Genomic DNA, 20036 nt, shown 5'->3' with positions numbered 1-20036 from the left:
TCTGGCGAGCCGAGCATATCGGCCTCCGGGCCTGGACTCGCGGTCGCATCGCACCGCCCGGGCGAAGACATGGCCCTCAGCGGGCCGCTGAGAACCTCTCCGTGCAAGAAAACCTTCCTGTCGTTCCTCCTGCCCAGTCGTCGGATTTTGCCGCGCTGGGCCTGTCCGAGACCCTGCTCCGCGCGCTGCGCCAGGAGGGTCACACCACGCCGACGCCGATCCAGGTCGCGGCCATCCCTCATGCGCTGAAGGGTCGTGACCTGTTCGGCTGCGCCCAGACGGGCACCGGCAAGACGGCGGCGTTCGTGCTGCCGATCGTCCACCAGATGCTGCTGCGCCCGGTCGCCCGTGATTCCCACGTGCGTGCCTTGATCCTGACGCCGACGCGCGAGCTGGCGGCCCAGATCGGCGAGCGGATCGGCGTCTACGCCCGCTTCACCGGCCTGCGCCACGCGGTCATCTACGGCGGCGTCGGCATGCAGAACCAGGTCCAGGCGCTGCGCGCCGGCGTCGACCTGCTGGTGGCCACGCCCGGCCGCCTGGTCGACCTCATGTCCCAGGGTCTGGTCCGCCTGCAGAAGGTCGAGTTCTTCGTGCTCGACGAGGCCGACCGCATGCTCGACGAGGGCTTCCTGCCGTCGATCCGCCGCGTCGTCGGCGTGCTGCCGAAGCAGCGCCAGACGCTGCTGTTCTCGGCCACGATGCCGCCCGAGATCGCCCCGCTCGCGGCCCAGGTGCTGCACGACCCGCTGCACATCGAGGCCACCCGGGTCGCGTCGGCGCCCGACGCCATCTCCCAGTCGGTCTACATGGTCGCCCAGGAGCACAAGCGCGAGCTGCTGCGCCACTTGCTCGGCGACGGCGCGGTCACGCGGGCGATCGTGTTCACCCGCACCAAGCACGGGGCCGACCGCGTGGCCCGTCAGCTCGCCCAGGGCGAGATCCACGCCGAGGCGATCCACGGCGACAAGGCCCAGAGCACCCGCCTGCGCGCCCTGTCGCGCTTCCGCGACGGCCAGGTCCGCGTCCTCGTCGCCACCGACCTCGCCGCGCGCGGCATCGACGTCAGCGGGATCTCCCACGTCATCAACTACGACCTGCCGATGGACCCCGAGGCCTACGTGCACCGGATCGGTCGCACCGCCCGCGCCGGCTCGCAGGGCGTCGCGCTGTCGTTCTGCAGCGGCGACGAGCAGACCCGCCTGAAGGGCATCGAGCGGCTGATCCAGCGCCGGGTGCCGGTGGTGCACAACCACCCGTTCGTCGGCATGGTCGTCGAGTCCGCGCCGCGCCCGCAGCAGCCGCAGCAGCGCTCGCAGCAGCCGCGCGGCCAGCAAGGCCGGCCGCAGCAGCAGCAGCGCGCCCAGCAGCCGCGCTCGCAGTCGCAGCGCCCGCAGCAGCAGCAGCAGCAGCGCTCGGCGGCCGCGCCGGGGCGCAGCGCGCCGGGCAACCGGCGCGCGACGGTCCGCTAGGACGCAGATGGCCCGACGGACATGCTCTGACGGGCATGTCCTGAAGGGCATGCGCGATTGGGCATGTCTCGAGAGACATGTCGAGACGAAGGCCTGACGGGTCGCGACCGCGGCCGTCGAGCAGGTCCCGGAGGTCGAGGCGTAGCCTGACCGCGCGGCATCGTGGCGATCGCAGCGTGCGCGATCGGACATGTCTCGTAAAACATGTCCGAAGAGGATGCCGCCCGGTTCGTCAGCACGCGGACAGGGTCAAGCACTGCTGCGGCTTGGCCGGGCCGTCGATCGTGGGGGCCTTGAAGGTGCACTGGATGCACCGCACGGTCTTCGCGGGGGGCAGCGCCGGGTCGAGCTGGACCGGGCGGATCTCGATCGACGCCTTGGTGAACGCGATGTCGTGCTGGGCCGCGATCGCCTCGCCGTCGGCCTGCGGGCACGCCGGGGCCGCCGGGGCCAGGGACGCGAGGTCGGCGAACGTGCCGCCCACGCCTCCGTTCGCCGGGACCGTCACCACCTTGGAGCCGGCCAGCACCACCTCGGCCGGCGGCGGGTCGACGACGCCCGGGACGCCGCACACCACGGTCTCGGTGCCGGTGGCCGACAGCTTGAACTCGAGGTCGCCGCTCGGGAGGCCCGACAGGCTGCCCGCGACGGTCAAGGTGAGGCCGTCGTCGTTGAAGGTGGTGGCGGCCTTGAACATCGGCGGGGCGGCGACGGCGAGCGTGCCGACGAGCGCGAGGAGAGAAGCGGTGATGATCGATGCTTTGCGCATGGATGAATCCTCTTTGCGGATAACCATGCGGCTCGCCGTCGGCGCAGCGAGCCTGTCGCTGCCGACCGCGCGGTGCTCGTCACGGGGTGGGCCGAGACGTAGAGTTCAGCACCCGCAGCCCGCGTCCACGGCGAGCGGGCCGCGCGACGAAGGCATGCCCCGCGTACTCGCATAAGGTTGGAGTCGCTCGAGCGCTGGCGCGGCCGGGCCGCATGCGGCGGAAGCGACGCCTCGCAGGAGGTCGAGGCGATTCGGACGGCGATGCCTCGCGCGCGGCCGCATCGAAGATTCACGCCTCGCTGCGGTCGCCGCGACTCGCGGCCATGCGTCGAGGGCGGTCGCGCCGCGACGCCTCGCCTCCATCGAACCTCTGGCACGGCGCAGCGATCGCTCGCGCAGAGTCGAAGCATTGCCGGCAGCGCCGGGCGAGTCGCTCGCGCGCGACCGACGAGGTGGGGCGGCGCGCCGCCTGCTCGCACGTGGATGCGATGCGCCGCGCTGGCCGCACGCGGTCCTCTCGCACGATGCTTGCGAGCCGGCTCGCGCGCCGCTCAGACCACGCGTTTTTTAAACAGGTCGCGCAGAGCGAAGGTCGCGTCGGTGCACACGCCGCCGTGGACCGCGGAGGTCTGGATGATGGTGCTGCGCGGGGCGACCAGCCAGTGGAAGCGCTCGGAGATCGGCAGGGCGGCGATCGAGCCGGCGCCCTGGTCGCCGTAGCAGACCGCGCGGAAGGCGTCCAAGTGGCGGGTGAGCGCCTCGAGGTCGACGGTGTCGGCGAGGGCGTGCACGCGGTGGCGGTCGAGGGCGAGGGCGCAGCCGAGGAAGCCGAGGGTCGGCGCGTGGACGATGACGCCCACGTTGACGAACTCCTCCCGCTCGACCCGCGGGACCACCCGGACGATCGCGTAATCAAACGGCGCGCGCACGGTCGGCCTCCTCCAGGTAGACGGCCGCGGCGTCGCGGCGGGCTCGCAGACGGGCAGTGAAGGCGGCCCGGAACTCGTCAGGCGGCAGCGCGGGCGGGGCCGTCCACCACGCCTCGGGCACCGCCGCGGTGGCCGCGTCGATCGCCGCGTCGGTGAGGCCCGCGGTCAACCACTCGGCCTCGGCCGCGATGGGGCTGGCCCACGGGAGCAGCACGTGGTTGGCGATCAGCGGGAACTTGGAGTCGACGCCGGCGAGGCCGCCGTCCCAGTCGTGCTGCCAGTAGAGCGCCGCGCCGTGATCGATGAGCCACAGCTTGCCGGCGCACCACAGCAGGTTGGTGTTCTTGGCCGTGCGGTCCATGTTCTGGGCGAAGGCGTCGAAGGCGACGGTGCGGGCGGCGAGCGACGGATCGAGCTTCGGCCGGGCCGCGGGGTCGAAGCCGATCGCGCTGGCCAAGAAAGTCATGCCGACGTTGTCGCCGGCGCTCGCCACCACGAGGTCGCGGATCTCGGGGTCGCCCTCGTTGCGGCCGACGCCCGCGTCGAGCTCGACGATCACCAGCTCCGGCACCGGCAAGCCGAGCGTGCGGCCCAGCTCGCCGACCACGATCTCGGCGACCAGAGCGCGCGCTCCCTGGCCAGCGGCGCGGAACTTCACGACGTAGGAGCGGCCGTCGTCGGCCTCGACGACGCCGGGTAACGAGCCGCCCTCCCGCAACGGAACGACATAGCGAGCGGCGACGACGCGACGAAGCACGCCGAGAGTGTAGGGTCCCCGCGCGACGACTGTCACGCGCCCAATCGGCCGCGGCGTCGGCGCAATTCACCGCACCTTGCGGCCGAAGAAGCGCGCATTGACCTCGATGTCGTCCCGCAGCTCGCCCGGGACGTCGCAGTCCATGTGAATGGCCGAGACCGGGCACTGCCCGAGGCACGCGCCGCAGTCGATGCATTCGTCCGGATCGATGTAGAGCTGGACCCCGGGGAACCGCACGCCGCGCTCGGCAGCAGGGACCGCGCGCAGCGTCGCGTGCGGGATGGGACCGTGGATGCACTCGACCGGGCAGGCCTCGACGCAAACCGTGTCGCAGGTGCCGACGCAATGACGGGTGATGACATGCGGCATGAAAAATCTGTCTCCTGGGGCAGCCCTGAGCACGCCTCGCGCCGTCGGACCCAGCGAGGAGAAGGGCTTGCAAAACAGGGGCTTGCGGGCCGTGCGGCGACGCACCGAGTCGATCGCACTTAAATCTCAGTGATGCAGCACTGACATTTCAGTGCTTCGCGCTACAGTGGCCTGGGTGACGACGGAGGCGGGTTTCGAGCCGGTGGAGCTGCTGGCGGCGCTGGTGGCCGCGGCCAGCGAGGCGCACACGCGGCGCACGTGGGTGCGGCGGGTGGCCGAGGTGCTGGCGCGGGCGCTGCCGCTGGTGCGGCTCGAGCTCGGCGAGCCGATCGAGGGCACGAGCGAGGTCGAGGTCATGAGCAGCGGGGCCGACGGCGGGGCGGTCACGACGACGCGCCGCCGGCTGCAGGAGCCGGAGATCGCCGCGCTGCGCTCGGGACGGATCGACGAGTCGGCGCGCCGCGGCGCGAGCGTGCGCTCGCGGATCGTGGTGCCGCTCGGAGGCGCGGGGGCGGCGATGTTCGTGGCGCTGTCGCTCGGCCCGGGGGCCCGCTTGCCGCCGCCCCTGGCGGCGCGGCTCGGTGAGGTGCTGTTCCACCTGCTGCGCGGGCAAGAAGTGACGCAGCGGGTGGCCGAGCTGTCGCGCCGGGCCCACGTCGAGAACCGCGAGCTGCGCGAGCAGGCGCGCCACGGCGAGCGCGAGCGGCCGCTGGTGGCCCAGAGCGCGGTGATGAAGGAGGTGCTGGGCCGCATCGACGCGGTGGCGCCGTTCGACACGACGGTGCTGCTCGCCGGCGAGTCGGGCACGGGCAAGGAGCTGCTGGCGCAGCGGCTGCACCGGCTGTCGGGGCGCGGGCACCGATCGCTGATGGCGATCAACTGCGGGGCGCTGCCGGCCAACCTGGTCGAGAGCGCGCTGTTCGGGCACGAGGCCGGGGCGTTCACGGGGGCGACGCGGCGCCACCTGGGGGTGTTCGAGCGGGCCGACCGCGGCACGCTGTTCCTCGACGAGGTCGGCGAGCTGCCGCTCGAGGTGCAGGTCAAGCTGCTGCGCGCGCTGCAATCGCAGGAGTTCGAGCGGGTCGGCGGCGAGGAGCGGGTGCGCGTCGACGTGCGGGTGATCGCGGCGACGCACCGCGAGCTCGAGCCGATGGTCGCGGCCGGGACGTTCCGCCGCGACCTGTTCTTCCGCCTGTGCGTGTTCCCGATCCGTGTGCCGCCGCTGCGCGAGCGGCTCGACGAGCTGCCGGCCCTCACGGCCGCGCTGATGGCCGACATCGCGGCCCGCCTGCGCCTGCCCGCGCCAGCGGTGCCCGCCGAGGCGCTGGTCCGCCTGGCCCGCCACGCCTGGCCGGGAAACGTGCGCGAGCTCGGCAATGTGCTCGAGGCGGCGATCATCCTCGGCCGCGGCTCGACGCTGGCGATCGATACGGCGCTGGCGGTCGACCCGGCCCCGGCACCCGCGGCCGTGGAACCGCTGGAGGCGGCGATTCGCCGCTGCATCACGGGGGCGCTGCGAGCCTGCGAGGGCCGGATCTACGGGCCGAACGGGGCCGCGGAGGCGCTCGGCCTCAAGCCCGGCACGCTTCAGAGCAAGATGCGCAAGCTCGGCATCGAGCGCGAGGCATTCCTGAAGGGCGACGCGAATGAGTAGGATGTCTGAAGGGGCATGTCCTTGAGGATATGTTCTTGAGGACATGTCCTGAGGTGATACGACCGGGTGCGGGGCGAAGTCGGCCGAGGCGCGAGGGGGATTGCTCGAGCGACCCGGCGAGCGCAGCAGCGGGACGGCCCGGCGCTGGCGGGAGATCGCGCCCGGGACGCGGTGTGGGGGGCGAGACCACCGACGGGGTGCTCGGTGCGAACACGCCCGTGTCCGCGGACGCGACGGTGCCGCGGTGATTCGGGTATCGTCGGCCCCGGAGGTCGAGCGATGACGGGCGGAGGCCAGACGGGCGAATTTGTCCCGCAGGACGTGATCCTGCGCGAAGCCGGGGCGAACCCGGCGGCGGTGGCCGAGGCGGTGCGGGCGATGACGGGCCTCGAGGCGGCCGCGGCCGCCGAGCTGGTGGCCCGGGCCCCGAGCGCGATCCGGACGCGGATCGCCCCGGCGCTGGCCGAGGCGCTGCGCGTCAAGCTGGTGGCCGTCGGCGCGACGGTCGAGCTGCGGACCCACGGCGCCGCGCCAGCGCCGGCGTTCTTCGACGTGTACCTGCGCGACCGCGGCGACAACAAGATCAACGTCGTGCGCGCGCTGAAGATGATGATGGGCCTCGGGCTGCGCGAGGCGGTCGAGCTGGTCGACGACGCGCCGTGCCTGCTGAAGCGGCGGCTCGCCCAGGACGAGGCAGAGGCGCTGCGCCACGAGTTGGTCGAGGCCGGGGCGATCGTCGAGGTCCGCGGGCACGACGGCAGCGCGCCGGCGGAGCGCGAGACAAGCGGAGCGTCGGCGGCGGTGACGTGGGGCGCGACGGGCAGCAGCGCAACGCCGACCCTGGTGACCGGCGGCGCGGCCCCGGCGAGCGCGCCTGCGGACGGCTTCGCGGTGATCCTCCACCACTTCGGCACGCGCAAGATCGATGTCGTCAAGCTGGTCCGCGAGGCCACCGGGCTCGGGCTGAAGGAGGCCAAGGATCTGTCCGAGTCGATCGACGTGGTGATCCGACAAGGCCTGGACGAGCCGGAGGCGCGGGCGCTCGAGCGGGCGCTGGCAGCCGTGGGCGCGCAGGTGTCGGTCCGCGGGGCGCCACGTGCGGCGCCGACAGCGACGCCGCAATTCGCGTCGGGCTCGCGCTTCGACGTGGTGCTGCAGCACCACGGGCCGAACAAGATCAACGTCATCAAGGTCATCCGCGACCACACCACGCTCGGGCTCAAGGACGCCAAGGACCTGTCCGAGGCCGCCGACTCGGTGATCAAGCAGGGCGTGGGCGAGTTCGATGCGCGGGTGCTCCAGCAGGCGCTGCTGCTCGTGGGCGCACAGGTCGAGCTCCGTGCCGCAGCCCCGCCGCCGCCGGCAGCGCTGCCCGAGCCGAGCCGCGGCTTCGGGGTGATCTTGCGCCACCACGGCGAGAACAAGATCAGCGTGATCAAGCTGATCCGCGAGGCTACGGGGCTCGGGCTCAAGGACGCCAAGGACTTGTCCGAGTCGACCGACGTCATGATCAAGGAGGGCCTGCGCGGGGACGAGGCGCGCAGGCTCGCGGAGGCGCTGACGGCCGCGGGCGCGCGGGTGGAGATCCGCGGCCAGGCGCTGGACGAGGACGAGGACGACGACCTGACGCCGATCGACGTGGTGCTGAACGACTGCGGGCCGCAGAAGATCATGGTGATCAAGCTGATCCGCGAGGTGACCGGGCTCGGGCTCAAGGAGTCCAAGGACATGTCGGAGACGGCCGGCGCGGTGGTGCGCTCGGGGCTGCCGCGCAGCGAGGCGAGCGCGCTGGCGCAGCAGCTCGTCGCGCTCGGGGCGGCCGTCGAGCTGCGCGAGGCGGAGCGGGGCGTGGCGGCCGAGGTCGACCTGTTCCTGCAGGTGTGCGGGCCGAACAAGATCTCGGTGATCAAGGAGGTGCGCGCCATCACCGGGCTCGGGCTCAAGGAGGCCAAGGACCTGGTCGAGGCCGCGCCGACGCTGATCAAGGCGGCGGTCGCCCGCGAGGCCGCGATGGCGCACCAGGAGCTGCTGCACGCGGTCGGGGCGACGGTCGAGCTGCGCTGACTCGAGGGCGACGGCTGGCTCCGCCGCGCGCCAGCTCGAGGTCATCCTCGCCTCTTCTCGCCGATGAGGCGGCGGTCGCTTCGCAGTGAGTCACGCGAGACGTGCTGTGACTCGAGTTCGCCGGGCTGGTCTCCAGGAGCCGGTCCGGCGAGCTGCGGGTTCGGCGACGGAGCGCCGGGCGAGCTTCACTCCGGCGCGAACGGCCACCACGGGTCGGCGACGAACAGCCGGCCCGGGGCGCGCTGGAACAGCCATGCGCCGTAAAGCTGCAGAGCGGCCGAGGCGAGCACGAGCGGCATGAACCACCGGCTGCGCGCGCCGCCGCCGGCGACCAGCAGGACCAGCACGAACGGCAGGAAATCGAGCGCGAAGCGGTATGAGAACTGGACCTGGCCGCTGTTCTGATACAGCAGCGCGGGCACTGCGACGGCGCTGGCGGCGAGCACGAGGCCCCACCGCTGCGGCAGCGGATCGCGGGCGGCGAGCAGGCACAGCAGCCACGGTGAGCCGATCAAGAGGCCCATGCCGTGGATCGACCAGCGCACGTGCAGCGGTGACAGCTGGATCTGCGGCCACAGCCAGACCATGCACTCGAGGTTGCGCCACAGGTAGTGCAGGCCGAACATCCCGTGCTCCTGGATCCGCGCCTGCCAGCGGATCTCGAGGTAGCGGTGGCCGAACTCGAAGATGTCGTCGAAGCGGGCCCAGTTGAGCAGCGCCAGCGCGGCGCCGATCAGCGCCAGCGGGGCGAAGAAGCGCAGCAGCGTGGCGGGCCGGCGATCGAAGCGGCGCCACTCGAGCAGGAAGAACGGCAGCGCGAACGCGACCTGCGGGCGACAGGCGGCGGCGAGGCCGAGCCACAGACCAGCGCGGAGCGGGCGCTCGGCGGCCCACGCGGCGCCGATGTGCAGCACGAGGAACATGGCCGCGAGGACCTGCGCGGTGAACCACACGCTGCCGTGGGCGGCGACGAAGCAGGCCGGGCTGGCGAGGGTCCAGGCGACGCAGGCGAGCAGGTGCTCGCGCGTGCGGCCGGGGCGGACGCGCTCGAGCAGGCGCAGCAGAAACGCGGGGATCAGCGCGCCGACGACGACGGTGAGCAGGATGTCGGGGAAGCCGAGGCCGAGCAGGGCGACGCCGGGCAACATGATCAGCGCCGGACCTGGCGGAAAGGTCACGTACCAGGTGCCGCCGCGCGCGGCGACCTGCGCGAGCGGGACTTCGTGGACGCGACCGTCGGTGGCGCGGAAGCTCTCGATGCGCTCGCGCCGGCGCCGGTCGACGCAGGCCGGGGTGCGGCACGGGAAGCCGCGCAGGACGGTGCCGTCCTTGAGGGTGAGGCTGTGGACGCGGCCCCAGTCGTCGAAGTTGCGCGGGTAGCCCGGCGGCTCGCCCGGGAGCGCGAGCCGACCTTCGAGCCAGCCCTGGGCCATGTGCGCGTGGTGATTGTTGGCGCTCGGCTGCAGCAGGTCCTTGCCCGCGAGCACCGCGAGCACCGCGAAGGCGACGACGAAGACGGCGAGGGAGCGGAGCCGGGTCACGGGCGCGAGGAGCATAACAAGCCGCGGCCGGTTCGGGTGCGTCGGGTCGCCGGCGCCGAAATCACATGTCACTTGGGACAGGTCATGGGGCCGGGCAGGCACGCCGGTTCGACGGCGTCCATGAGGCATTGCCACAGGGCGAGCGCGTCGCCCTCGGCGCAGGCGGCGAAGAACTCCGGCGGGCGCAGCGGGTACATGCCCTCGTAGGTGTCGGGGAGCACAAACTCTTGGAGGCCGTCCACGTTGCGCACCAGGGCGGTGCCCTGGACGATCTCCAGCGAGAGGGGGCTGAAGATGACGTCGGGGCCGACGACCTGCGACCAGGCGATCTGCCCCGGCGTGCGGTCGCGCAGGGCCGCGGCCATGCAGCGCGCGCGGTCGAGGTCGTCGACCTCGATCTCTTCCGGAGCGCTCGGCTCGAGCGTGGTGGTCGAGAAGAGCAGCGGTTCGGCGCCGCCGCACAGCTCGGGCAGCCCGCAGGTCAGCATCCACGCGTGCGAGCCGCCGCTGGCGTAGCGGTGCTCGAGGCAAGGGTCGGGCGCGTCGGTGGTGCCGCCGGTGGTCGGGGCCTCGGTGGTCGGGGACTCGGTGGTCGCGGTCGAGGTCGTCGTCGAATTGGAGGTCGTCGACGAGCCGGCGTCGCTGTCCTCGCCGACCGGGCGATCGGTGCAGGCGGTCGCCAGGGTCACCAGCGCGAGGGGGAGGAGTCGGCGCATTTGCACCGCAATACAGCATCGCGGCCGGCGGGCCGTCAAGCGCAGGAGCGCGCGGGCCCGGCGATACGAAAAAAGGTCGGGTCATACTGTTGACAATGGCGGCGGGTGCTTCTATACCCGTAATCACCATGCAGGCGGCACGACATCTCGACCACGGCGCGCGGCTCCACGCCGCGCGGGTGGTGCGTGTGGTTGTCGCCCAGGGTTCGCTGTTTACGTAGCCAGGTCGGCTCCGGGCCTCCGGAGCTGCCCTGGCGTGCGCTCCGGCCCCTCTCTCCGGTTCGTTTCGTCGCCTTTGCGGCGCGCGGAGCCGCAGGACGGGCCGTCGCAGCGGTGCGTATCAGCGCCCAGAAAGCTAACCGGGTGGAAGCACTCCGCTGAAGACGGAGAGGGGTTGGTTCGAGTCCAACTCTGGGCACCGGAAGGAATGCACATTGTCCGCGGATCCGCGAGGCCCGTGGTATGCGCATTGCGCCGGCGGCGCGAATGTTCGCGTCGCCGGGAAGTCCTATGATTCGAGGGGTCGGCGATCGCTCAGGGGCGAGGGACGCCGCGCAGGAACGCCTCGGCTGACTTTTCGAAGCGATCGACCGCGGTGATCGGGGTCGAGCAGGCGGAGTCGGTGCAGAGGTAGGCGGCCGGCTGCTTCAGGTCGGGGTAGCGGGCGCCGGGCGGGCTGAGGCTGATGTTGGCGCGCGGCTCGTCGTAGGCGAGGGCGGCGCGCAGGAGCGCCTGCGCGGCCGGCTGGTCGGGGCGGCCGACCACGGTGATGTCGATCGGGGTGGCGGTCAGCTCGGCGAGCGCGAGCAAGTAGTCGCCGACCTGGCGCATCTGCGCCTTGACGGCCTCGGGCTGGGCGATGGCGCGAATCGCCAGCTCGGCCGCTCTGGCGTAGGGCAGGTCGTCGGCGTCGTGGTCGAGGCCGCGGTGCAGCTCGAGCAGGAAGCGAGCCATGCGAGCGTTGTCGTCGAACGGCTTGCGCCGCTCGGCGAAGGCGCCGGTCGCCGCGGGATCGACGGTGTGGGCGTAAAACCCTCCGGCGGGGTCGGCGAGCTCGCGCAGGGCGAAATCGGCGACGTCGCGCGCGAGCTGCTGCCACTTCGGGTCGCCGGTCGTGCGCCACAGCGCGAGCAGGCCGCGGCCGACCTCGACCTGGTCGCTCAGATGCAACAGCCCGCGGTCGGCGGCGGCGTGGCGAAAGCCGCCGCGGTCGTCGCGGTGGGTGCGGACCAGCCGCTCGCCGGCCTGCAGCGCGGCGGCCCGCACGGCCTCGTCCGGGGCGACGGCGTCGAGCAGCAGGAGGCCGCGCAGGATGGCCCCGTTGCGGTCGGCGTAGACGTGGGTGTCGATGACGGGGACGCCGAGAGCGCGGCGGGCGGCGTCGTCCTTGGCGTAGTATTCGTCCCCAAGGACAGGTCCTTTGCGACCTGTCGGAAGGCGCAGGTCGGCGTCCTGGCTGGTGTAGAAGCCGCCGTCGGGGTCGCGCCAGAACTGCAGGAGGTAGCGGGCGATGTCGCCGGCGGCGGCGCGCCACTTCGGGTCGTGGGTGCGGCGCCAGGCGAGGGCGTAGCTCTCGAGCGCGCCGGCCTGGATGGGGGCGATCTTCTCGAAGTGCGGGTCGGTCCACACGCCGTGGACGCTGTACTGGTACATGCCGCCCCACACCGGGTCGATGAGGTTGCGCTGGCGGTCGAGGACGAGCAGGCCGCGCTCTTGCCAGGCTGTCTCTTGGTACAGGTAGGCGCGCAACAGGCTGTACTCGTTGTTGGCGGCCAGCGGGTACTTCTGCTTGCGGCCCCAGCCGGCCTGGTCGGGATCCCAGGTGCGGTCGAGCTGGTCGCTGGCGAGCTTGCGCAGGTCGACGAGGTCACCGCCGCGCGGCGGCGGAGCGGGCAGGGAGACGCGGCCGGTGAGGTTGCCGGCCTGCTGGTCGGCGACGAGCTTGCGCAGGAGAGCGGCGAACTCGCGCGGGTCCTGGTAGCCGCGCAGCTCGAGCACGGGGCGAGCGTCGCTGGTGAGGATCGCGGTGGCAGGCCAGCCCCAGTCGGCGTAGCGCTCGGCGACGTCGGGGCGGGCGTCGCTGTCGACGCGGATGGCGACGAAGTGCTCGGCGAGCAGGGCGGCGACCTCGGGGTCGGCGTAGGTCTCCTCGTCCATGACGTGGCACCAGTGACACCAGCTGGCGATCACGTCGACGAGGATGATCTTGCGCCCGGTCCTGGCGGCCTCGAACGCCGCGGGCTCCCAGGCGCGCCAGGCCGGCTCGACGTGCGCGGTCGGGGCGACGGGCGGCGGGGCGGCCGGCTGCTTGTTGCAAGATGTCCCGAAGGACAGGAGCGAAGCGGCGAGCGCGACGGCGAGGCGAGCGGGCACGGGCGAGGTTACGCGGGGCGCGAGGGGGCGGATCAAGGCGGCCAGGATCGACGAATCACGGGCGCGAGGCACCAGGGCTCGCTCGAGCGGCTGCGCGGCCTCAAGCGGGAGGCGGGATCGGCAGGTTCTCGCCCGGCGGGATGGGGGTCGTGTCGGTCGGGGCGATCGCGGGCGGCGGCGTGGCCGGGGCGGGCGGGTTCGCGGGCGTGGGGGTCTCGACCGGCATCGGCGCGGGCGTGGCGGGCGGCGGCGGACCCTCGAGCGGGGCCTCGACCGGCGGGGCAGGGCTCGGCGGGCTGGCGTTCGGGACAGGTTGCGGCTGGGGCGGCGGGTAGGAGGAGGCGGGCGGCGGCTGGTAGTTGGCCGGCGGAGAGGGCTGGGCGGAGGGCTGGGCCGGCTTGCGCCCGCCGAGGCCGAACACGAGGCCGCCGCGGAAGCCCCAGGTGAGGCTGCAGGCGTACTCGGTGACGGGTTCGAGGTAACCGTAGGCGTCCTGGCAGCGGTCCTTGGTGAAGCGCATGCCGAGGCCGAAGCCGAGGTCGAGCCAAAGCGAGCCGCCAGCGCGGATCATGACGCCAGGGCCGACGGTCCACTGACCGAGGACGCCGCGCTGCTTGTTGAGGAACACGGGGCCGACGCCGAAGGAGACGTAGGGGGCGAATCGCTCGCCGCGATAGACGACCCACAGGAGGCTGGGGGTGAGGCTCAGCTCGTTGGTGGGGATCTTGGCGAAGATGTCGGAGCCGACCTGGTCCTTGAAGTACTGCGAGTAAAAGGTGGTGACGTTGCGCAGGTGCAGGCCGACGGCGAGACCGCCGACGACGAAGTAGCTGGCGCCGGCGCCGACGAGCAAGGAGCCGCCGTAGTTGCGCGAGAAGGAGCCGCCGAGGGAGAGGCTGGGCAAGATGGTGCCGCGGCGGAAGGGGCGATGATCGTCGTCGGCCCGCGCGGCGTGGACCGGCAAGGCGAGAGCGACGAGGACAGTGAGAGCGACGGTTCGGCGCACGGGACTCCGGCGAGGACGCCTCGAGAGGTTCGCGCAAACCGCGGCGCGACGCAAAGGCCGACATCGCGGTCCGAGAAGGCTATCACCCGCAGCGGGCGGGGCCAGCCCAGTCCGCGCGAAGGCAGCGGCCAGCCCGGCTCGCGCGAAGGCGCCGGCCAGCCCGTCGCCCGGCACGGGCGCACTCGCGCCTTGAGGCGAGCCGGCGAGCGGTGAGCATCCAGGCGGCCCGACAGCAGCGCTCGAGTTCGCGGGCGGCGAGCCGGGAGGAGGAAGCGGGATTCTTTAAAAATAACCTGTCCCTTCAGACAGGATATCGAGGGGCGCTCGAGAGTCTCCAGCTCACCGCGGCTGCCATGGATTCGCAGCGGGCTCGGCTGTGCGCGACAGGGCGCCCGCCCGGACGACGGAGCTGAGGGTCGACCGCGAGGCGCATCGCCCTTGCCGACAGCAAGCAGCGCGGTCTACTTGCGGACGGCGAGCAGCGTGGCGTCCTTGCCGACGCTGAAGAGCGCGGCCTACTCGCCGACGCCGAGCAGCGCGGCGACGCTGTACTCGACAGCCTCGAACGGCTCGGGGCGGACCTGCTCGGGCGGCTGGGTGGTGAGCACCACGAGGTAACCCTCGGGCTGCCAGCGGAACACGGTGAGCGTCTGCTGATCGGGGTCGGCGATCCAGTAGTGAGGGACGCCAGCGCGGTGGTACATGCGGAGCTTGCGGACGGTGTCGCGCGAGGGGCTGGAGGGCGAGGCGACCTCACAGATCCAGTCAGGGCGACTCTTGACCGGGAAGCCCGCGGGCGGCTCGGGGAGGCGATCGATGCGCCAGCCGACCACGTCCGGGACGACGACCTCGTTCGGCGCGAGCTCGACGTGCACTTCGCCGCCGATCCACCAGCCACCGAGCTTGTCTCCGCCCGGTGGGCCGCGGAAGTGGCGACGGACTTGTTCGCCGATCGAGAACTGTGTGTCCCCGTGGCTGAAGAGCGGCGCGGCCTTCTGACTCAACTCGCCCTCGAGCAACTCGAAGTAGGGCTTCTCGTCAGAGACGGCGAGCAGGTCGGCGAGCGTGGCGCCGTGGGCGGCGGGCTGCATGTTCTCAGCTTAGCGGAAGTCGGCAGGGTGCGCGAGGCCGAGCGACGCTGCCCGGTTCCTGGGCCGCTTTGCGGGAGGCTCGTGAGCGGGCCCGAGTCCGCCTACGCGGTTGCGTGGGCGAGCGCGAGCGGTGCAAGAGGTCGAGCGTCTTCCGGATTGCGCGGGCACTATGTGATTGCGTGGTGCGAGCGCGAGCAGGTGAGGCCTCCGGATCGAGTGGCGCTACGTGATTGTGTCGGCGAGCGAGGGCAGTCGAGGTCGAGGGCTACCGGATTGTGTGGGCACTACGTGATCGCTTGGGGGCAAGCGCGAGCAGTCGAGGTCGAGGGAACTGCCGGATTGTGCGGGCGCTACGTGATGTCTGCGGTGAACGGGAGCGAGAGCAGGCGAGGTCGAGGGGCTTGCGAGTCACTTCGTGATTGCGTGGGTCGAGCGCGAGCGGGCAAGGTCGAAGTCGAGGTCTACCGGATTGCGTGGGCGCCACGCGATTGCATGAGCGAGCGAGAGCAGGCGGAGGTCGAGGTGCTGAGGGAGCCCACGCGGGCGCGCGGGGCAGGGCTACTCGTTTGCAGGCTGGCCGCAACGGGGCGAGCTACGTCGTTGCGTCGGAGGGGCTGGGAGCAAGCTTCACATGTCCTCGAGGACAGCCTGCAACGGACAAAAAATCACGGATCTGCCAGCACGACGTCGAAGCCGAACCTCGGCGGTGCTTCGCCCGAGGGGGTGATGCGGACGGTGAGGTCGGCGGCGCGTTGCATGTCCTCGGGGACAGGTATGCGTGGGCGCTGGCGATCGGGGCGGTGGGCCGCGGTGAAGTCGGCGAGGGGGGTCCACGCGGGGCTGCCGGGCGCGCGGGCGTCGACCTGGACGCGGTAGGAGCCGCGGCGGCGCTGCTTGGCGTCGTCGTCGTCGAGCGCGAACCAGGCGTCGAGCGTGGGCCCGGGGGCGACGCCCTCGAAGACGACCTCGGTGGGGCGGCGCGGGTCGGCGAGCACGGCCGGGAAGATCAACATGTCGGTCTTCAGCGGGCCGCTGCGCGCGTGCGTGGCGGTCGCGCGGCCGTCGGCGAGGCGGGCGCTGGCCTGCGGGCGCTCGCGCCCGGCAGCGGCGCGCCAGCGCAGGCCGGCGACGAGCAGCGCGGCGGCGACGAGGGCGGCGAGCACGGCGGGGTGGGCGAGGCGGCGGGCGAGCGGGCCCAGGCGATCGACCAGGCGCGGCGACCTGAGCAAAGAGACACATGCGATCAGGGCCGCGAGGCTGGCCAGCAGGCCGGCGGCGTCGAACCAGCGCCAGCGGGCGTAGTGGAGCTCGAACACGCCGTCGCGCGCGGGCGCGGCGATCAGCGTCGGCTCGCTGCCGTCGTCGCCGAGGGCCTTGCCGCCGCGCAGCTCGCCGCGCAGCCGCTGCTCCGGCGTGGCGGTCGGGCCGTCGCCGACCACGGGGACCTCGATCCACGGGACCGACTCGGCGGGCGCGTCGTCGCCTGGCTGAAAGGACAGGTCCCAGCGCGGGTAGCCGGCGACGTGGAACACCAGGCGCGAGTCAGGCGCGGTGCCGGTCAGGCGCACGCGCACGCGGCCGGCCTGCAGGTCGGCCGCCTCGACGCGGAGCTCGCCGGGGCCGTCGACGCGGGCGATGCCGGCGGCGCCGGGGCGCTCGAACACGCGGAGGGGGCCGAAGCTGGCGATCTGCGAGGCCCCGCTGCCGCCGGTGGTGAGCAGATAGCGGGCCTGGGCGAGGTCGAGGATGCGCGAAGAGCCGGCCTCGGGCTTGTGGACGAAGTTGTCGCCGGGGGTGAAGCCGAGCTTGTAGATCGGCGCGCCGGTGTAGACCGGGCTGTCCATGAACCAGTGGGCGTTGCGGTCGGTGCGGACGGCGATCCGCCCGCCCGCGGGCTGGCCCTGGCGGGCGCTCGCGGCCCACGCGAGGAACTGCTGGTACGCGGCCTCGAAGGCGGGATCTCCGGGCACTCGCTCGACCTGGACCACGCCGACGCCGTGGCGCCGGGCCAGGTTCCAGGCGTCGCGCGCGAGCCAGGCGACGAGCGCGGCGGCGACGACGGCTGTCCCGATAGACATGGCTCGTAGGGCAGGGCGTTTGGACCATGTCCTGCGGGCCAGGACCGCGAGACCGCCGACGACGGCGCCGGCGAGCAGGAACAGGGCCGGCTTGGCGGCCGTCAGGAACCGCTGGTACTGGATGTGCGAGAAGCCGCTGCTGAGGCGATCGAGGCGCAGGGTCCAGAACACGTCGGTGCTGGCGAGCAGCCAGTGGAGCAGGGCGAGCAGGGCGAGGAAGCGGAGGAAGCCGGAGCCGCGCACGGCGGCGATCCCGAGCCCGAGCAGCGCCGTGAAGCCGGCCGCGGGCGCCATGAGCTGGGTCCACTGGCCCGCCCGCAGCATGCGCACCATGGCGTCGAGCGGGGCGTAGAGCCAGCCGTAGCTGGCCATGTAGCCGCGGTGGGCGCTCATCGGCCACAGCCACCAGGCGGCCAGCGCGAGGCCGAGGCCGAGCGCCAGCGCGAGGTCGAGGGCGGCGCCGGCGAGCCGCTCGCGGCGGGTGATGGGGCTGACCGAAGGGACAGGTGAGCGCGAGCCGGTGGAGATGGCCGAAAGGACAGGCGAGCCTGCACTGGCCGAGATGGCCGCAGGGACAGGCGAGTTCGCGCAGGCCGAGATGGCCGAAGGGACAGGTGAGCGCGAGCCGGTGGAGATGGCCGAAAGGACAGGCGAGGCTGCACTGGCCGAGATGGCCGCAGGGACAGGCGAGTTCGCGCAGGCCGAGATGGCCGAAGGGACAGGCGAGGCTGCGCTGGACGAGATAGCCGCAGGGACAGGCCTCCCTGCGACCCCCGGCGCGCTCGAATCGTTCCGGCCCTGCGGCCCCCCGGGGCCGCGCAAGCCGACGGTGAGCAGCCACAGCGGGGCGGCCATGGCGAGCATCGGCAGGCTCATCGGGTGGGCCAGCACGGCGCCGGCGGTGGCGAAGGCGGCGAGGGCGAGGTGGCGGTGATGTGTCCCCGGGGACATGCCCTCGCGGACACGTGCGGCGAGGGCCAGCTCGGCGAGGGCCCAGTAGGCCAGGCTGGTGGCCAGGGCCTGCGGCCAGACCCCGTAAGTGACGGTGTAGACCCACCCGCCCTCGCGGTAGGCCCCCGCGTCGAGCAGGGCCAGGGCGGCGGCGACGAGCCCGGCGAGCGGGCCGAGGCCGAGGGCGCGGCCGCAGCGGAGCAGGGCCCAGCCCTGCAGCAGGAACACGAGGGTGAACGCGAGCGCGTACGCCTGGGCCCAGTCGAGCAGGCCGAGGCTGAGCCCGCGGACGGCGAGGACCAGCAGGTCACCGAGCGGCGGGTAGAGCTCGCCGAGCGGGAAGCCGAAGAACCAGAACGGGCTCCAGCCGACCAGGTGGCCGCCGGCGAGCTGCTGGCCGTAGAGCCAGGCGCGCGTGAGGTGCACCGTGTGATCGGCCGACAGCGGCATCACGCCGGCGGGCACCGGCCACAGCAGCCACAGGCCGAGCGCGGTGACCAGCGCGAAGGGCCATGTCCGAACGGCCAGTCGAAGCAGCCGGCCGCGAGAGCCCGCGCCGCTCATCGCGGCTCACCGAGGATCACCGTCCACGGCAAGGGCCGTCGCACCTCGACCACGCGCAGGCGCGTGTCGGCCAGCCGCAGCAGGCCCCGCCGCGAGAAGTGCTGGATGTGCCCGGGGGTGTTGCCGAGCGCGCGCACGTAGCGGCCGCGGGCGAGGTTGAGCAGGCGCCACACCGGCTCCCACGGGGTGCTGATCAGCACGGCCCGGCGAGCGACGCGGGCCAGCTCGCGCAGGCCGGCGGCCGGGTCCTCGAGGTGCTCCAGCACCTCGCAGGCGATCACCAGGTCGACGCTGCGGTCGGCCTGCGGCAGCTGATAGATCGAGGCTGTCTGAAAGTTCAGGTGCGGATCGAGGTCGGGGGCGAGCCGCGAGAGGTCGACGTCGCAGGCCGCGAACGAGGCCGGCCGGCGCAGGCGGATCAGGCTGTCGGCCAGCAGGCCCTCGCCGCAGCCGACCTCGAGCACGCTCTCGGGACATGTCCGAAGGTACAGGTCGCCGACGGCCCGCTTGAAGCCGGCGACCAGGCGGCGGGCGATCGGGTTGGGGTGGTCGTACTTGGCCTCGGCGTTGCCGACGACGTTGCCGGCGTCGACCCTCACGCGCGCGCCTCCGGCTGCCACGGGGCGGCGGCGGTGCGGCGGTGGCCGGCGATGGCCGGCGCGGCCTGCTGGGCCGCGAGCGCCGCCGACAGGCCGCGGACCTGCGTCAGCACCTGCTCGGTCAGCCGTCGGTTGGCGGCGCTGAGGTCGCCGAGGAACGCCATCAGCGCGACCAAAAAGGCCAGCACGACCGCGCCGACGCCGACCAGCAGCGACTCGGTGTGGCCGCTCTCGTCTGGCCAACGGGACAGGTAGTAGTAGGTGAAGCGGCCGCCGAGCGCGAGGCCGAACGCGAGCAGCAGCAGGCTTATCAGGCCGAAGGTCTGGACCGGCCAGTACATGCCGTACGAGCGGACGATGACGGCGCCGTTGCGGCGGACGTAGCTGCCCATCGAGCGGAACAGGCGCGAGCGCCGGAGCTCCGGGTTGGTGGTGATCGTGACGTCGGCGATCGTGAGGCCGGCGGCGCCGGCCTGGATGATCGACTCGAGGGTGTAGGTGAAGCGGTTGTGCACGAACAGCGCGGCGGCGGCCCGCCGGTTCATGGCCCGAAAGCCGCTGGTCGAGTCGCGCACCGTCGTGCCCGAGGCGCGCCGGACCACGCGCGAGCCCCAGCGCTGCAGCAGCCGCTTGAGCGGGCCGAAGTGCGGGATCTGGTCGGTCTGCCGGTCGCCCACCACCAGGTCCGCGCGGCCCTCGAGGATCGGCGCGCACAGGCGGACGATGTCGGCGCCCGGGTACTGATTGTCGGCGTCGGTGTTGACGATGATGTCGGCCCCGAGCGCGAGGCAGGCGTCGACGCCGGCCTGGAACGCGACCGCGAGCCCGCGGTGGCCGGGGAACCGCAGCACATGATGGACGCCGATCTGCTCGGCCACGGCGGCGGTGCCGTCGGTGCTGCCGTCGTCGATGACGAGCACCTCGATGCTGTCGATCCCCGGCAGCGCGCGCGGCAGGTCGGCGAAGGTCGCCGGCAGGTGCTCCCGCTCGTTGAGGCAGGGGATCTGGATGATGAGCTTCACGGGCCCGGGCGGCGCACCTTATACCACGGCGCGGCGGATCCGCGCGCCGCTGGGCGAATCGGCGCGCGGGCCGAGGCCGGC

The 20036-nt window shown here is 72.7% G+C and carries 15 protein-coding genes, 1 tRNA gene and 1 pseudogene; 5 read left to right on the top strand and 12 right to left on the bottom strand.

Annotation, left to right across the window (positions count from 1 at the left end; translation table 11 throughout):
- Positions 1-101: 101 nt before the first annotated feature.
- A complete protein-coding gene (locus POL25_RS35715) occupies positions 102-1472 on the top strand; it encodes a DEAD/DEAH box helicase (RefSeq protein WP_272090826.1) in 1371 nt (456 codons plus the stop codon).
- A 232-nt stretch (positions 1473-1704) separates the two neighbouring features.
- Here POL25_RS35715 and POL25_RS35710 read toward each other — a convergent pair whose 3' ends face one another.
- The 4 genes from POL25_RS35710 to POL25_RS35695 form a co-directional block, all read right to left on the bottom strand.
- Positions 1705-2241 (bottom strand): hypothetical protein, encoded by a 537-nt coding sequence (locus POL25_RS35710; RefSeq protein ID WP_272090825.1) that lies wholly within the window; start codon positions 2239-2241, stop codon positions 1705-1707.
- Positions 2242-2792: 551 nt separating this feature from the next.
- Positions 2793-3170, bottom strand: a complete 378-nt coding sequence (locus POL25_RS35705; protein ID WP_272090824.1) for a DUF3037 domain-containing protein — start codon at positions 3168-3170, stop codon at positions 2793-2795.
- Positions 3154-3927, bottom strand: coding sequence for a HipA family kinase (locus POL25_RS35700; RefSeq protein ID WP_272090823.1), 774 nt, complete (start codon positions 3925-3927; stop codon positions 3154-3156). Before POL25_RS35700 ends, POL25_RS35705 begins: the two co-directional genes overlap by 17 nt.
- Before the next feature lie 66 nt (positions 3928-3993).
- Positions 3994-4296, bottom strand: coding sequence for a 4Fe-4S dicluster domain-containing protein (locus tag POL25_RS35695; protein WP_272090822.1), 303 nt, complete (start codon positions 4294-4296; stop codon positions 3994-3996).
- 175 nt (positions 4297-4471) lie between these two features.
- Between POL25_RS35695 and POL25_RS35690 the strand changes: the two genes are divergently transcribed.
- The 3 genes and pseudogenes from POL25_RS35690 (at position 4472) to POL25_RS45080 (ending at position 8014) form a co-directional block, all read left to right on the top strand.
- Entirely contained in the window at positions 4472-5950 is a 1479-nt protein-coding gene (locus POL25_RS35690) for a sigma-54 interaction domain-containing protein (protein ID WP_272090821.1), read from the top strand.
- 279 nt (positions 5951-6229) lie between these two features.
- Positions 6230-7525 (top strand): annotated as a pseudogene (locus tag POL25_RS35685) (ribosomal protein L7/L12); the annotation flags it as partial.
- 3 nt (positions 7526-7528) lie between these two features.
- Positions 7529-8014 (top strand): ribosomal protein bL12, encoded by a 486-nt coding sequence (locus POL25_RS45080; RefSeq protein WP_272091154.1) that lies wholly within the window; start codon positions 7529-7531, stop codon positions 8012-8014.
- A 185-nt stretch (positions 8015-8199) separates the two neighbouring features.
- Here the strand turns inward: POL25_RS45080 and POL25_RS35675 are convergent, their stop codons facing one another.
- Positions 8200-9555: a putative hexosyltransferase gene (locus POL25_RS35675; protein ID WP_272090820.1), complete on the bottom strand. Its 1356-nt coding sequence runs from the start codon at positions 9553-9555 to the stop codon at positions 8200-8202.
- Between the two features lie 68 nt (positions 9556-9623).
- Positions 9624-10271 (bottom strand): hypothetical protein, encoded by a 648-nt coding sequence (locus POL25_RS35670; protein ID WP_272090819.1) that lies wholly within the window; start codon positions 10269-10271, stop codon positions 9624-9626.
- Between the two features lie 345 nt (positions 10272-10616).
- Between POL25_RS35670 and POL25_RS35665 the strand changes: the two genes are divergently transcribed.
- Positions 10617-10689 (top strand) — tRNA-Phe (locus POL25_RS35665).
- Between the two features lie 116 nt (positions 10690-10805).
- Here POL25_RS35665 and POL25_RS35660 read toward each other — a convergent pair.
- The 6 genes from POL25_RS35660 to POL25_RS35635 form a co-directional block, all read right to left on the bottom strand.
- The gene (locus POL25_RS35660; protein ID WP_272090818.1) at positions 10806-12644 is read right to left on the bottom strand and encodes a thioredoxin domain-containing protein; all 1839 of its coding nucleotides are present in this window, start codon (positions 12642-12644) and stop codon (positions 10806-10808) included.
- Positions 12645-12744: 100 nt separating this feature from the next.
- The gene (locus tag POL25_RS35655; protein WP_272090817.1) at positions 12745-13650 is read right to left on the bottom strand and encodes a hypothetical protein; all 906 of its coding nucleotides are present in this window, start codon (positions 13648-13650) and stop codon (positions 12745-12747) included.
- A gap of 515 nt (positions 13651-14165) precedes the next feature.
- Positions 14166-14741, bottom strand: a complete 576-nt coding sequence (locus tag POL25_RS35650; protein WP_272090816.1) for a Uma2 family endonuclease — start codon at positions 14739-14741, stop codon at positions 14166-14168.
- Positions 14742-15406: 665 nt separating this feature from the next.
- Positions 15407-18334, bottom strand: coding sequence for a hypothetical protein (locus tag POL25_RS35645; protein WP_272090815.1), 2928 nt, complete (start codon positions 18332-18334; stop codon positions 15407-15409).
- Positions 18331-18933 (bottom strand): class I SAM-dependent methyltransferase, encoded by a 603-nt coding sequence (locus POL25_RS35640; RefSeq protein ID WP_272090814.1) that lies wholly within the window; start codon positions 18931-18933, stop codon positions 18331-18333. Before POL25_RS35640 ends, POL25_RS35645 begins: the two co-directional genes overlap by 4 nt.
- Positions 18930-19955: a glycosyltransferase family 2 protein gene (locus tag POL25_RS35635; protein WP_272090813.1), complete on the bottom strand. Its 1026-nt coding sequence runs from the start codon at positions 19953-19955 to the stop codon at positions 18930-18932. Before POL25_RS35635 ends, POL25_RS35640 begins: the two co-directional genes overlap by 4 nt.
- Positions 19956-20036: the final 81 nt, after the last annotated feature.

It is taken from the genome of Nannocystis bainbridge (assembly GCF_028368995.1).
Classification (GTDB): domain Bacteria; phylum Myxococcota_A; class Polyangia; order Nannocystales; family Nannocystaceae; genus Nannocystis; species Nannocystis bainbridge.
This window is presented reverse-complemented; position numbering and strand designations above follow the sequence as displayed.